Source organism: Bremerella volcania, assembly GCF_007748115.1.
GTDB classification, from domain to species: Bacteria; Planctomycetota; Planctomycetia; order Pirellulales; family Pirellulaceae; genus Bremerella; species Bremerella volcania.
This window is the reverse complement of sequence record NZ_CP036289.1, coordinates 5,694,963-5,707,953: the sequence shown is the minus strand read 5'-3', so window position 1 is coordinate 5,707,953 and position 12,991 is coordinate 5,694,963. Positions and strand designations below refer to the sequence as shown.

At 54.4% G+C, this 12,991-nt stretch carries 13 protein-coding genes; 8 read left to right on the top strand and 5 right to left on the bottom strand.

What is annotated here, in order from left to right:
• Window positions 1–88: 88 nt before the first annotated feature.
• Both Pan97_RS22680 and Pan97_RS22675 read right to left on the bottom strand, forming a co-directional pair.
• Window positions 89–1,636 (bottom strand): metallophosphoesterase family protein, encoded by a 1,548-nt coding sequence (locus Pan97_RS22680; RefSeq protein ID WP_144976608.1) that lies wholly within the window; start codon window positions 1,634–1,636, stop codon window positions 89–91.
• 192 nt (window positions 1,637–1,828) lie between these two features.
• Complete coding sequence (locus Pan97_RS22675) at window positions 1,829–2,755, bottom strand: FliM/FliN family flagellar motor C-terminal domain-containing protein (RefSeq protein ID WP_144976606.1); 927 nt, start codon at window positions 2,753–2,755, stop codon at window positions 1,829–1,831.
• A gap of 337 nt (window positions 2,756–3,092) precedes the next feature.
• Between Pan97_RS22675 and Pan97_RS22670 the strand changes: the two genes are divergently transcribed.
• The 4 genes from Pan97_RS22670 to Pan97_RS22655 are packed head-to-tail and all read left to right on the top strand — an operon-like array spanning window position 3,093 to window position 5,014.
• On the top strand, window positions 3,093–3,449 hold the full coding sequence (locus tag Pan97_RS22670) for an ArsR/SmtB family transcription factor (protein ID WP_144976604.1): 357 nt from the start codon (window positions 3,093–3,095) through the stop codon (window positions 3,447–3,449).
• Window positions 3,446–4,141 carry an MIP/aquaporin family protein gene (locus Pan97_RS22665; protein ID WP_144976602.1) on the top strand — a complete coding sequence of 232 codons (696 nt, stop codon included), beginning with the start codon at window positions 3,446–3,448 and terminating at the stop codon, window positions 4,139–4,141. Before Pan97_RS22670 ends, Pan97_RS22665 begins: the two co-directional genes overlap by 4 nt.
• Window positions 4,138–4,548, top strand: a complete 411-nt coding sequence (locus Pan97_RS22660; protein ID WP_144976600.1) for an arsenate reductase ArsC — start codon at window positions 4,138–4,140, stop codon at window positions 4,546–4,548. The genes Pan97_RS22665 and Pan97_RS22660 overlap by 4 nt, the downstream gene beginning before the upstream one ends.
• A 1-nt stretch (window position 4,549) precedes the next feature.
• Window positions 4,550–5,014, top strand: coding sequence for an ArsI/CadI family heavy metal resistance metalloenzyme (locus Pan97_RS22655; RefSeq protein WP_144976598.1), 465 nt, complete (start codon window positions 4,550–4,552; stop codon window positions 5,012–5,014).
• 65 nt (window positions 5,015–5,079) lie between these two features.
• Here the strand turns inward: Pan97_RS22655 and Pan97_RS22650 are convergent, their stop codons facing one another.
• Entirely contained in the window at window positions 5,080–5,340 is a 261-nt protein-coding gene (locus tag Pan97_RS22650) for a GlsB/YeaQ/YmgE family stress response membrane protein (RefSeq protein ID WP_144976596.1), read from the bottom strand.
• 86 nt (window positions 5,341–5,426) lie between these two features.
• Window positions 5,427–6,275 carry a glycosyltransferase gene (locus Pan97_RS22645; RefSeq protein WP_196782190.1) on the bottom strand — a complete coding sequence of 283 codons (849 nt, stop codon included), beginning with the start codon at window positions 6,273–6,275 and terminating at the stop codon, window positions 5,427–5,429.
• A gap of 451 nt (window positions 6,276–6,726) precedes the next feature.
• Here Pan97_RS22645 and Pan97_RS22640 point away from each other — a divergent pair, with 451 nt between their 5' ends.
• The 4 genes from Pan97_RS22640 to Pan97_RS22625 all read left to right on the top strand — a co-directional run bounded on the left by Pan97_RS22640 (window position 6,727) and on the right by Pan97_RS22625 (window position 12,001).
• Entirely contained in the window at window positions 6,727–8,751 is a 2,025-nt protein-coding gene (locus tag Pan97_RS22640) for an FAD-dependent oxidoreductase (RefSeq protein WP_144976595.1), read from the top strand.
• Between the two features lie 15 nt (window positions 8,752–8,766).
• Window positions 8,767–9,567: an endonuclease/exonuclease/phosphatase family protein gene (locus tag Pan97_RS22635; protein ID WP_144976593.1), complete on the top strand. Its 801-nt coding sequence runs from the start codon at window positions 8,767–8,769 to the stop codon at window positions 9,565–9,567.
• A gap of 633 nt (window positions 9,568–10,200) precedes the next feature.
• Complete coding sequence (locus Pan97_RS22630; RefSeq protein ID WP_144976591.1) at window positions 10,201–10,635, top strand: secondary thiamine-phosphate synthase enzyme YjbQ; 435 nt, start codon at window positions 10,201–10,203, stop codon at window positions 10,633–10,635.
• 148 nt (window positions 10,636–10,783) lie between these two features.
• Window positions 10,784–12,001, top strand: coding sequence for a hypothetical protein (locus tag Pan97_RS22625; RefSeq protein ID WP_144976589.1), 1,218 nt, complete (start codon window positions 10,784–10,786; stop codon window positions 11,999–12,001).
• Window positions 12,002–12,019: 18 nt separating this feature from the next.
• Here the strand turns inward: Pan97_RS22625 and Pan97_RS22620 are convergent, their stop codons facing one another.
• On the bottom strand, window positions 12,020–12,907 hold the full coding sequence (locus Pan97_RS22620) for a hypothetical protein (protein WP_144976588.1): 888 nt from the start codon (window positions 12,905–12,907) through the stop codon (window positions 12,020–12,022).
• Window positions 12,908–12,991: the final 84 nt, after the last annotated feature.

The following is a 12,991-nucleotide window of genomic DNA, read 5'->3' as shown; positions in this document are numbered from 1 at the left end:
CCAACGTGCTGCCCCAGTCGATAGTCTACTTGATGGATCGGGAATGCGGGCACGCGATTGAGTGTGGGTTTCCGCAAAGGACGTTACGTTATCGTTGCGGTCGAATCGATTCGCTCGATTTTCGTAATGGGCCCCCAAGTGGTTCATAGACTGGAGAGGGGGGGGTGGGTATTGTGTGACCTCCGAGTGAGGACGATTTACCGGGAGATCGCAGAGGTGGGGTAAACACGGGGTTGGCTTTGGGCGTCAGAACGTTTTGTGCGCCATCCACGCGAATTCGTCGAATCGGCGAAGGCGCCGTTCCGAGAATCCCGCTCCAGACCTCGTACGGAGCACCTTGTCGTTCGTCATCCCGATAGAACGTCAGATAGGTCATCTTCTCTGAGGGAAGGAATTCCCTCCAATCACCGTTGCCGCAAGTGGGCGTGTAGACACGACGCCAAGTTCCGCAGTTGAAATAGAGTTGGCTCAGCATGTACCCATCGGCAAAGCTTGCGTCCAGAGGAACGGTTTCGTCGCTATGCGTGTGACCGAAGACGATGTGTTTCGCACGGCGGTTTCGGAACTCACATTCCTCCATGGCCTTTTTCGAGAGCGATTTGCTTTGGCCTTGCTTGCGGAGCCAGTTCATGATGCGCCGTCCCCAGGTCTCTTCGTCCTGGTAACGGAATTTCATCAGCGAACCGAGTTCTTCCAGGTCCCGCACGCCGAACGAGTTGTCCCGATCTAATTGGTATGCCAACGGCATCATCTGGGAAATGACGCGGTCCCAACAATTCTTCAGTTCGTATTGCAGCGACGTAACGGGGCAAGAAATTTTCATCATCTGGTTCAGGCACACCGGGGCCATGACCAGCGGACGGACGTGATCTAGTTCCTGCAATCCCAACTGGCATGAGGCAGGCAATTGTTCGCCGAAACCATGTTGGACCTCGAAGCGGAACCGCATAAGTCCTTCGATGAGAAGAAGGTCTGTCAGGCTTGCTCGGTCGCGGTGGCCAGCGTAGCTGAGGTTGTCGAAGACGTCGCCATGTCGCGCAAACATGCGATGTTGACGGTAAGCGGCCGACAGATCGGCATCCTCGGCAGGCTCGTGCGCGAAGGGGCGTTCGGGTGAGTTGTTGAGTCCAAACGCTTCGACGATCGCGCTGCGAACGTGGTTCATTTCTGGGTTGGATAAGTGCAGCGGCCAGTCCGCATTGCCCACCATGTAATGAATGCGAACGGGTATGGGTTGCAAGTCGTCGTCGAATGCCGGTTTCCCGTCGGGAGACATACCAGGCACACGCACGGTTTGTCGTGTGCTTATCCCCTTGAAGATCGCGGTCGTTTCGAGGTTGCGCGAGAGGATGCCAGAGACAATCGCGCTCACGCGTTTGCAGAATTCGGTGGACTGCTGCGCGCTCCATGGTTTAGGTCCGTCGATGAGCCAACGCGAGGAACGCATGATGTCGAGGACGTCGCCGAGCAGTACTAGATCGATGTGGGGAATGGGACGGTACTGGCCGTCGCTCCGCCACGAAGCGCGCACGGCGAGATCTTGAAGTCGTTCCGTAAAGATCCGGAAGGCCCCGGAATCTAGGGTCTCGCAACTGGTGCCGTCGGTGAGATGGAGATCGCTGAGTACGACTAACATGTGGAATCCCCGCGGACAATAAAACCAAAGACGACGCGTCATTCCGCGTAAATGACGCGTCGGGAACCCTTGAACTGAATCGGTTGCGCCGAACGCGTAGCGTTAGTTTTATCGCGAGAAGCCGTACAGACTGTGCGGCGATTAGACTGAAGATTCAGCGTTGTCCTGTCAGTGCTATCGCTGACAACGTTGCTAGCGAACGCGTTTTCGCGCCTTGAGTGCGATATAGCGTTCTTCTGGCATGGTGATGCTGGTGACGCGAACGCCGAATTTGTCGCCGATCTTCACGGCTTCCCCCTCGGCAATCTTTTGATGGCCGATTTCTACGTCGAGCGTATCTTCGCAGGACTTGTCGAATTGGATGATCGTACCCACGCCAATGTTGACGATGTCGTTTACTTTCATCTTTTTAGCGGCCAGAATTACTCGGATCGGGACTTCGATTTGCAGCAAACTGCGACTAAAGCTTGGCAACTCTTTGTAACTAGAAATTCGCGGACGAGCAGCCGTTGGCATAGGACTTGGTTGGGGAGCACTCGGTGATGACGCCGCGGCTGGTTCAGCCTGAGCCTGATCGGCTTCTGCCGCCGCTAGGGTCGGCGTGTCGGTCACGGCTTGGAAGACGCTGCTAGGGCTGGTCAAAGGCCATACCATCAGTGCTTCATGAGGCGTGCCGTCGATTTCCAACTGCAATGAAAGCTTGGCTGGGCTGTCGCCGGGCGTTCCGTTTTCACAGGCAGCCGCCAGATCGTCGACGGCTTGAACCTGGAACTCCATGGCCATGAACTCTTCTGGCAAGAGCGTCATGCCGAGTTCCTGGCCAAGCGTTGCCAACTTGCTTTCGCCAGTGGGATCAGGGGAAGCATACCACTCCGGTAGCACTCCACTGACCTGAGAAATGAGGACTAGCGCGGCCTCCGATTCAACGTTCAGGACAATCGCCAGTCCGCCGACTTTCCAGTCGGTTAGGTCCGAGTCGGTTGACAGCGGGCCTCCCTCACCCAACTTGAGTTGGATCTTCTGATCAAACGCCCTCGAAAAAGCGTCCGAAGCCTCGACTGCGGTTGCTTCGCATGCTGCGATAACTTCGGAAAGAGCTTCGATGTTGAATGCAGTCATATTTCTGAGTGGGATGCAGCGCGCACGGATCGATTGTCATTCGTCTTCCTGGGAATAATCGGCACCGGCGGTCGTTAAACTTGATATATTCGTTGCAGATTCTCATGGGCTGCTCTCATCTTTGCGTGACGATCGGGGCCTGTTTTCCTTCAAGAAACTGCGAGATAATCTGGTCTTCAAGCATGTGATAGCTAGCGATTGTTCGCATCTTCTCACGTGCGAACGTGCCTGAGCCCGATTTCTTCGTCAAAAGTCAAGTTTTTAGCTATGAATTGCTCGGCCAGTCGATTTCCCTCATTGCCAGTCCGATTGAATATGGCTATATTGCCATTAAGCCATGAATGAATCCTTAGCAAAACTCGTTTCCAAATCACCCCCGCAGTACGAGGCACGTGCGAAGGTGGCCAAGGCGATGGCTCACCCGAGCAGGTTGTTCATGCTCGATCTGCTGGGGCAGCGCGATATGTGCGTCCAGGAATTGACTCAAAGCGTTGGTTGCGATCAGTCGACCGTTTCCAAGCATTTGGCAGTTCTGAAAGAAGTCGGGCTCATCGAGTCTCGGCGGGAAGGGACTTCGAACTATTACAAGCTCGCTTGTGGCTGCTTGGATGGTTTCTTTCAGTGTCTGGAAGCGGTCGTCCAGTCCGATGTAGAGAAGCGAACGTCCGCTTGTGACGGAGGTTGTAAGCCGTGAGACGCTATGTGGCGGAAGTCATTGGAACGTTTGCCCTCGTCTTCGCTGGGACGGGCGCTATCGTCGTTAATGACTTGACCCAACAGTCCGTTACGCATGTAGGGATTGCCCTGACTTTCGGAATGATTGTCATGGCATTGATTTACGCGATCGGTGATGTATCTGGGGCGCATCTTAATCCAGCGGTAACGATCGGATTTTGGACGGCTCGCCAGTTTGAGGGCAAAGAAGTCGTTCCCTACATCATTGCTCAACTCGTGGGGGCAATCGCAGCAAGTACGACGTTACGGGTGCTATTCATGGAGCATGCCACGCTGGGGGCTACGCTGCCTGCGGGATCCTGGTGGCAGTCATTCGTGCTGGAAGTGATCCTTACGTTTCTATTGATGTTCGTCATTTTGAACGTCGCTACGGGAGCGAAGGAAAAAGGCATCATGGCCGGTGCCGCCATCGGAGCCACGGTTGGCTTGGAAGCGATGTTCGCCGGCCCCATTTGCGGGGCGTCGATGAACCCGGCGCGCTCGATTGCTCCGGCCTTGGTGAGCGGACGCTTGGAATACCTGTGGATCTATATCGTGGCGACGATTGCCGGTGCGATCCTGGCCGTGTTTGCCTATCAATTCATTCAAACGGAAACAGAATCCGATTCGAACCCGGAATCGGAACATCATGCGATGGAGGAAGTGTCATGAAACGTGTCTTGATCTTATGCACGGGAAACTCGTGCCGATCACAAATGGCGGAAGCGCTTTGGGCCGAGCTTGGTCAGGGGGAGTGGGATGCTTACTCCGCCGGCTCGAAACCTTCAGGCTACGTCCATCCCCTGGCGATTGAAGCGATGAAAGAGTTGGGCATTGATATTAGTGGGTACGAAAGCAAGTCGGCCCAGGACTTTCAGCATCAACCTTTTGATCTGGTCGTTACGGTTTGTGATAACGCCAAGGAAGAGTGCCCCATTTATCCTGAAGCGAAGGAGACCTTGCATTGGCCATTCGATGACCCGGCCGATGCCAAGGGAACGAACGAGGAAAAGATGCCGACGTTTCGCCGTGTACGCGATGAAATCAAGGCCAAGATTGGTCAGTATTTAGGAGTCTAAGATGCAATCCGTAGTTGATTTTCCCGGCAGCTTTCGCATTCATGTCGCATTGAATGTGTCGAATCTGGAAGCATCGCAGAAGTTCTATGAAATGCTGCTGGGGACAGCCCCCAGCAAGGTACGACCTCGGTACGCCAAGTTCGAGCCAGTCGATCCTTCAGTGAATCTTTCGTTGAATCAGATTGATGAGCCTTTCCAGGTCGAACAAGGTTCCGCTCATTTCGGCATTCAAGTGAAGACCATTGCCGAAGTGCATGCCGCGGCCAAGCGTTTCGAAGCGGCCGGATACAAAGTGATGCAGGAAGAAGCGACGACCTGTTGTTACGCCGTGCAGGACAAGGTCTGGGTCGCGGACCCGGATGGTCATAAATGGGAAGTCTTCGTCGTCATGAATGCCGACGCGAAGGACGAACTGTACGAACAGTCCGGCTGCTGCAGTCCCAACCTGTCGCAGATCCAATTGTAAGCTTGCTTGACGATGCAGCCTGATGGTCAATCATCAGGCTGTCGTCTTTTCTTGCGGAGAAGCTTCTATTCGGCTTTCCTGCCCATTAAAACGCGGTAGATGGCCAGGACGACCATCGAGCCCAATATCGCTACAAAAAAGCTGTACAGATTGAAGCCGGTGACCGTTCCATATCCTAGTCCGGTCATGATAAATCCTCCTACCATGGCTCCAACGACACCAATAATGATGGTCACGATGCAGCCACCTGGGTCGTCTCCGGGGAAGAGGAATTTGGCCAAAGCTCCGGCAATCAGGCCGAATACGATCCAAGAGATAATGCCCATGGTTGTTGCTCCCTTCAGGACGGGTTTCATTCACTCAAACGAAACCTGATGCGCAAAGCGTGCCAACGATATTCATCGGCTCATGCCTAGGTAGACGAGGGAAGTTGCTTGCTGAAGGTCATCTGGCCAAATAGCCAGAGAACGAATTTGCTCGGCATCATCATGAGGGCCCGCTCGGCCAGCAAACGCATCCGATCCGCCGCGATCATCTGTCCGCGAAAGTGAGTCTCCTTCATGCGAATGGTTTCTCCCAGTTGCTTCTTGAGCTTGGTGCTCTTCATGCCTTCCGGGTGAACTCGGTAACGAATCAACGGTTCGGGATGGTTGGCAAACTTGGCTCCGGCGATTGCCAGCCGGCACCAAAGGTCATAGTCTTCGACAAAGAAGTCGGTTTGGTATCCGCCAACTTTTAAGACGGCATCACGCTTGAACATCACCACTGGATGAGCGATCGCACAGTATCTGCGTAGTGCTTTGACGATCTCTTCATGCGTGCGGGGATAATCCCGGAAGCCAAGGTGTTTCCCGTCGTCGTCGATAATGTTAAGTGTGCTTCCCAGGACATCCAGATCCGGTTCTTTCTGAAAGCACTCTACTTGAGTCGCAACGCGATGGGGTTCCCACAGATCGTCCGCATCTCCGCGAGCCACCAATTCGGCGGTGGCCAGTTGAAGTCCTTGGTTAAGCTGATCGGCAAGGCCACCAGTTCGATGCGGGTTGCTAACATGGAGGATACGGTCATCCTTTACATGAGCAATCATTTCTCGCCCGTCACGTTCAGAGGGATCTTCCACGATAACGATCTGCAAATTCTGATAGGTCTGATTGAGGATGCTCTCCAGCGCCTCTGGAAAAAGGCGAGGGTGGGGATTCCATACGGGCATCAGTACCGAAACAAGCGGTTGGTCGTGCACGGAAGAATTGGGTTCTGACATGATGGCCTGAGTGACACAACTCGCGGTGGAGAATAGACAAACACCTTGAGTATAAATTCGCTGCCTCTTCACGAAACGTGCTACTCGGTTAGCGTTTCGTGAAGTTCCTGCCGACAGGACTACGCCGCACGGAAGCGGCAAATTCCGAAACACCAGATTCTGGATTGGCAGCGATGGGTCAACGGACCGTGGCAGGCGAATTGGGCAAAGAGTCGTTCTCTGGGACGATTCCTTCGTTTATTTATGGAAGTTGTCGGTGCGTTGTTGCCAGGGAGGTGACGATGAATGGATGCAACCGTCTATTGGCGTATTAGGCAGCGCAGGGAGAGTTTCTGGGTGGATTGATCGACCTTAACTTTGGGCTACCATAATAGAACCTCAAAAACCCCTGCCTTTTGGAGTTCTTCCCGTGATTCGATGTCTTTTTGCTTCTGCCTTTGCGCTGTCGGCTATGGCGACTTCCCTTTTTGCTGCCCCGCAAAATTATGACGTTGTCATTTATGGAGGGACCTCCGCTGCGATCACGGCCGCCGTTCAAGTCAAGAAAATGGGTAAGACGGTCGTCGTTGTTTCGCCTGACAAGCATCTTGGCGGTCTCTCGAGCGGTGGTCTCGGCTGGACCGACAGCGGGAACAAGGACGCCATCGGTGGTCTGTCGCTCGACTTCTACGAGCGCGTCAAAAAACACTACGATCAGCCAGAAGCCTGGCGTCAACAAAAGGCTGGCCAATACAGCCGCTATCGTAAGAACGACAGCGCGATGTGGGTCTTCGAACCCCATGTCGCTGAGAAGGTGTTTGAGCAACTCGTCGAAGAGTACAATATCCCCGTCGTTCGCGATCAATGGCTCGATCGCGCCAATGGCGTGAAGAAGGTCGATGGAAAGATCGTCAGCATTACGACGCTCGATGGAAACACCTACACCGGCAAGGTCTTCCTCGACACAACCTACGAAGGGGATTTGATGGCAGCCGCTGGCGTGTCGTACCACGTCGGACGTGAATCGAATGACGTTTACGGTGAAACGATCAACGGTGTGCAAGTCGCACGTGCCCACAGCCATCAATTCGAATATCCAACCGATCCCTATGTCGTCGAAGGGGATCCAAGTAGCGGATTGCTGCCGCGTATTTCCGCGGACAAGCCAGGCCCCGATGGAAGTGGCGACGATAAGATTCAAGCCTACTGTTTTCGCATGTGTTTGACCACGGCAGCCGACAATCAGGTCAAATTCCCCAAGCCCGAGGGCTATGACCCCAAGCAGTACGCGTTGCTGGCTCGTTACCTCAAGGGTGGCTGGAAGGGGGTCTTTAACAAGTTCGATCCTGCTCCGAATTTCAAAACCGATACGAACAACCACGGGGCGTTCTCGACCGACAACATTGGGATGAATTATGACTATCCCGAAGCTTCGTACGAGCGACGCAAGGAAATCATTCGCGAGCACGAAACGTATCAAAAGGGCTGGCTCTACTTCATCGCCAACGATCCGTCCATTCCGAAAGACATACAAGATCGCATGAACAAGTGGGGGCTGGCCAAGGATGAGTTCGTCGATAACGGCAACTGGCCGCACCAGATCTATGTTCGCGAAGCTCGACGTATGATCGGTCCAGTCGTGATGTGCGAGCCGATGCTGCGAGCACAAGTTCCCACGCCGAAGAGCATCGGCATGGGGTCGTACAACATGGACTCGCATAATGTTCAACGGTTCGTCACCGACAAGGGGTATGTCCGTAATGAAGGGGATATCCAGATCAGCCCCGGCGGGCCTTACCCGATCAGCTATGACAGCGTGACTCCCAAGAAGGAAGAGTGCACGAACTTGTTGGTGCCAGTATGTGTTTCGTCCTCGCACATTGCTTACGGCTCGATCCGCATGGAACCGGTATTCATGATCCTCGGTCAATCGGCCGCCACCGCGGCTTGCATGGCGATCGATCAAAACATTGCCGTTCAGGACGTCGAGTATGCCGAACTGAGTCAGCGGCTTGTGAAAGATGGCCAGGTTCTGGAAATGGAACGGAAGCCTTCTTATCCTAAGCAAATGATCGACCCGAAGAAGCTGGAAGGGATCGTGGTCGACGACACCCAGGCCGAAAAGACCGGTGCTTGGCCGGTCAGCAGTTCCGTTTCAGGGTTCGTCGGGACAGGCTACGTGCACGATGAAAACAAGGGCCAAGGCAAGAAGTCGATCGCCTTCAAAGTTCCCAAGTTGGAAGCTGGCAAGTATGACGTCCGTGTCGCCTATTCCAGCAATCCCAATCGCGCCTCGAACGTGCCGGTAACGGTCACCGCCCAGGGGAAGGAAGTCTTTTCGGGGACGATCAATCAGAAGAAGGATCCAAGCGTCGACAAAGTCTTTGTCTCGCTGGGCAAGTTCGATCTTAGCGGCGAGACGATCGTTACGCTGACCAACGAAGGGGTCGACGGCTACGTGGTTGCCGATGCGGTTGTACTTCTGCCAGTGAAATAGGTGCGAAGTGATTCGATGTCGACTTCTTTGAAAATATTGATGGTATTGCTGGCGCTAGTTTTTGCGCCAACAGCATCGGCGGATGAACCGATACGGATCCGCGTCGTCAGCTACAACATTCACCACGGTGAAGGAACCGACGGCAAGCTCGATCTTTCGCGCATCGCTCAAGTCGTGAGTGATGCCAAGCCGGATATTATCGCCCTGCAGGAAGTCGATCGAAACACCAAGCGGACGGGCAACGTCGATCAAGCAGCTGAACTTGCCAGACTGCTGGAGATGAATGGTGTCTTCGGTGGCAACATTGACCTTCAAGGTGGTCACTACGGTAACGCTATTTTGACCCGGTATGCATCCATCTCTTCTACGAATCATCAACTTCCCTCGCTGGCCAACGGGGAACAGCGAGGGGTGATGGAGGCTGATATTGCGGTGCCAGGCTTCAAGCTGCCGCTGAAGTTCTTAGCGACCCATTACGACCATCGACCGGATGAAAACGAGCGTATTGCATCTTGCGAGATGATTGCACAGTTGACTCGTGACTGGGGCGACCGCCCTGCTCTGCTGGCTGGCGATTTGAATGCGCTGCCGGAGAGCAAACCGCTGATGCTCCTGGAAAAAGACTGGATACGCTCCAATAGGGAGGTCCTACCCACGATTCCCAGCGACCAACCAACTCGGCAAATCGACTACATCCTGCTTCGTCCTAACATGGGATGGAAAGTCGTCGAATGTCGCTTGCTCGACGGGGTGGTCGCATCGGATCATCGCGGCATTCTGGCCGTACTTGAGTGGTCAGAACCTGCCTCGAACTAGCGCTATTCCGCTTACCTGCGACGTTCTCAGTCGCTGTGTTTACGTGCAAGAGATTGCTGTGAACGGGCTCAAATCTACCGGCAATAGTGCAGCTCGCCACATCGGCAAAAAAACAGAGTAGTCGCATTTTCTCCTGATATCCGTATTGCGCAAGAGACTCTTCCATATGCGGCTTTCTTGACCCCCATAGGACGAGGAGAAAAAACGGCCATTGTGTAATTTCCATGAATTGTCGATGGCCCGTGGAAAGACCGATTGTGCATTTGACTCGGCCCAACTCTATTGCCCCCACCGTCATCCAAACGATAGCGGTCGCCAAAATGTTTGGTGTAGTTATTCAGTAATAAGACTGCAGTTTATTAAAAGTGAGTCTGATGAGTTCGCAAATTACAAATCGCGTTGCGATCCCTGAATAAGTAAAAAGGGGCAGGCGGCAGGGATTTCCGCTTTTCGGGTGATCGGCCCTAGCCCCTTTGTTGAAGATTCCTGCATTTGCCGGCTCATGATCGGCTTCACATCGCTTCTAACGCGATCCTACTCTAAAATCGACTCCCAAGCTGATTGGCAGGCCAAGGGCCGCGACGCTACGGATTCCCCACGATTTCGCTGATGCACCTTTTTGGAGGATGAGACTTGAAGACGCTGACCAGAGAACTCTGGATGGATATCCCACAGCGGCGGGCGATCGTTTCCATTCATCGAGAGATAGAGAAACTCGTCGCTGAGAGCGGTGTGCAAGATGGCCTGATTCTTGTCAACGCGATGCATATCACCGCAAGCGTCTTTATCAATGACAACGAGAGCGGTCTTCATGCTGACTACGAGAGATGGCTTGAAGACCTGGTCCCTTTCAATCCTGGGACCGACCCCGCAAGAGGTGGCTATCTTCACAACCGAACCGGGGAAGACAATGCGGATGCTCACCACAAGCGGCAGATCATGGGTAGAGAGGTAGTCGTCGCGATCACGGATGGAAAGCTCCATCTTGGACCGTGGGAGCACATCTTCTACTACGAGTTTGATGGGCGGCGGCGGAAGCGGATTTTGGTGAAAATTATTGGGGAGTGAGGAGATGCCCGCGATATGTGTCAGAAAAGTTTGACCTATTCCCTCAAACTTTTCGCGTCCTCCTTTAGTACTCCTTCCAAACGAACCTCGGTGCCCCCAAGGCTCACAGCACTGGTTCGCGCCTCTTTTTACTTCAGGAATGCCTACCATGTTCATGCGTATTTCGCTGACGCTCACTCTCCTTGCCTCGTTCTCAGTCCAGGCTTTGGCTCAAACCACTACGGCTGGTGTTGAAGGTTTTCTCATTGAAGGAAAACTGTCTGAAGGCAAATCGGCGATGCAGGCCCGGGTTGAGGCGACGCCGAAGGATGCCGAAGCGCAGTATGCCGTGGGGATCTTTTCGGTACTGATTGCGGCGGAGAACTTGTCGCAGAATTTGTATCGCTACGGGCTGCGGCCTGACGCGCCGCGGGCTCCCTTCGTGCGGATGCCGGTGCCGGAGAATCCTGATCCAGAAGAGCTGACCTACGAGAAGTGGCGAGGAGTCCTTCAGCAGTTCATCGATGATCTGGCGGTCGCCGAGGCTGAGCTTTCCAAGGTCGACGATCCGGATGTCAAGTTGAAGCTGCCAGTCGGCATGGTGCGGATGGACCTCAACGGCGATGGCAAAGCCGAGGATGCGGAAACGTTCTGGAAAGTCTTCACTGCCGTCGCCTGGCGAGCTGCCAAGCTGGACGAAGATCAGCAGCGGTTTGAAATTGGCTTCGACAAAGCAGATGTCCATTGGATGATCGGTTATACCCATTTGCTTCGTGCGATGGCCGAAGCGTACCTCGCATACGATACGAGCGAATTCTTTACCAATACGGCGTCCATCTTTTTCGCAGGGGTCGAGTCCCCCTTGGTACAGCTTCGCACGGAACGACAAAACAATTTCATGGATCAAATCGCGGATGCCGTACTGACGGTTCATCTCATGAAGTTTGAGCTCGTGGAGCCGGAGCGAATGGAAGTGGCACGGCAACATTTGCTGACCATGATCTCGCAGAGCCGGTTGGTCTGGGAGTATTGCACGCAGGAAACGGACGATGATCGCGAATGGATCCCCAACGCCAAGCAGACGAGCCTAACGCCACTTACCGTGAATGAGGAACGGATCGCAGGCTGGGCGGCGTTTCTGAATGAAGCCGAAGAGGTGCTGGAGGGGAAGAAGCTGCTTCCGCACTGGCGAGTCAATGACGGTCGCGGTATCAACCTGCGTCGTGTATTTACCGAACCAACCAACTTCGACCTGATTGGCTGGGTCCATGGCGTGTCGGCACTTCCTTACTTGGAAGAAGGAGATAAGGTCTCCATGGATACGGCCAGGACACTTTCGCGAACGTTTGAAGGGCGGTTCTTGGTATTCGCCGTTTGGTTCCAGTAGTGCGAGCCCCTCCGACGACTAACCAATCATCCGATCCAACGCCATTAGTGCGATCCGCCAGGGGGCCTGGCGGGTCTCTTGGGTCTGCCACCACTGCTGGACGATTTCCGCGAGTGCCTCGTGGCCGATATGGGTTACCTGCCACAGCTTCATTGCGTCGGCCAGGGAAACGGAACCGGGCTTCACCAGTTCGACTTCTTCTGCGGCGTATAGAATGCCTGGCAAGGTAGCCAGCCGGGCGATCATGCCGATGCGGTCGGGATCGATCTCTTCGCTGTACTTGGGCAGGTCGAGATTCAACTGCGAGATCAACCACCCAAGCCGGGCGACCTCGGGCAGTTGGGGGTGAGGGTCGTAGAGCATGCCTTCCAGGCGAACGCTGTTGTAGGCCAGGTGCGCCGTTCCGCGGCCTCCACTGATGGGAAGCACCAGGATCACGTCGGCCGTTTCTGGTAAGAATTCTTCCGGCAGAACCCGCATGAGAAAGTAGAGCAAACCAGGGCCACGCGCTTCCCAGGCCTCGCGCAAGGGGCGACGGCGAAGGGAAAGTTCCTCGGCTGCTTTGGGGAGGACCGACGAATAGGCGTTGGAGAGATCCGATAGGGCTCCGCCGATGGAGGTGGCGTAGCCGGATTCGCTGGCTTCCAGGCCGTGAGTTTTGCGAAGGACCGCTTTGGCCAGTTCGACCTTGCCATCCAGCTGGGCGGAAAGGGGTAAAGCGTGTCTCCAGAATAGTTTGGGAACAACCTGAGCGGTTTGCAGTTCGCTCACCAGGCGTTTGGCAGAGGGGGCTACGGCATTCACAAGATCTTCAGAAAGGCTGGCAGGGGCGTTTCCGGCAAGAATCTGGGCGGCATGCAAGCAACTGGTCCAGGTATTTTCTTGCCAGCGAAGTTCCAGATTCATCCTTAGGTTCCTTCCGTAGGGGTGGGTTCATGTTCTAGAATCATCTCTTTCGTCGAGGTCGATTGCAACCGACAGGGAGAAACG

Excerpts from the sequence above, each read along its gene's own strand:
- Pan97_RS22640 (WP_144976595.1), top strand. The coding sequence starts at position 6,727 with ATGGCGACTTCCCTTTTTGCTGCCCCGCAAAATTATGACGTTGTCATT.
- Pan97_RS22675 (WP_144976606.1), bottom strand. The coding sequence starts at position 2,755 with ATGACTGCATTCAACATCGAAGCTCTTTCCGAAGTTATCGCAGCATGC.
- Pan97_RS22660 (WP_144976600.1), top strand. The coding sequence starts at position 4,138 with ATGAAACGTGTCTTGATCTTATGCACGGGAAACTCGTGCCGATCACAA.
- Pan97_RS22620 (WP_144976588.1), bottom strand. The coding sequence starts at position 12,907 with ATGAATCTGGAACTTCGCTGGCAAGAAAATACCTGGACCAGTTGCTTG.
- Pan97_RS22670 (WP_144976604.1), top strand. The coding sequence starts at position 3,093 with ATGAATGAATCCTTAGCAAAACTCGTTTCCAAATCACCCCCGCAGTAC.
- Pan97_RS22625 (WP_144976589.1), top strand. The coding sequence starts at position 10,784 with ATGTTCATGCGTATTTCGCTGACGCTCACTCTCCTTGCCTCGTTCTCA.
- Pan97_RS22635 (WP_144976593.1), top strand. The coding sequence starts at position 8,767 with ATGTCGACTTCTTTGAAAATATTGATGGTATTGCTGGCGCTAGTTTTT.
- Pan97_RS22645 (WP_196782190.1), bottom strand. The coding sequence starts at position 6,275 with ATGTCAGAACCCAATTCTTCCGTGCACGACCAACCGCTTGTTTCGGTA.
- Pan97_RS22650 (WP_144976596.1), bottom strand. The coding sequence starts at position 5,340 with ATGGGCATTATCTCTTGGATCGTATTCGGCCTGATTGCCGGAGCTTTG.
- Pan97_RS22655 (WP_144976598.1), top strand. The coding sequence starts at position 4,550 with ATGCAATCCGTAGTTGATTTTCCCGGCAGCTTTCGCATTCATGTCGCA.
- Pan97_RS22680 (WP_144976608.1), bottom strand. The coding sequence starts at position 1,636 with ATGTTAGTCGTACTCAGCGATCTCCATCTCACCGACGGCACCAGTTGC.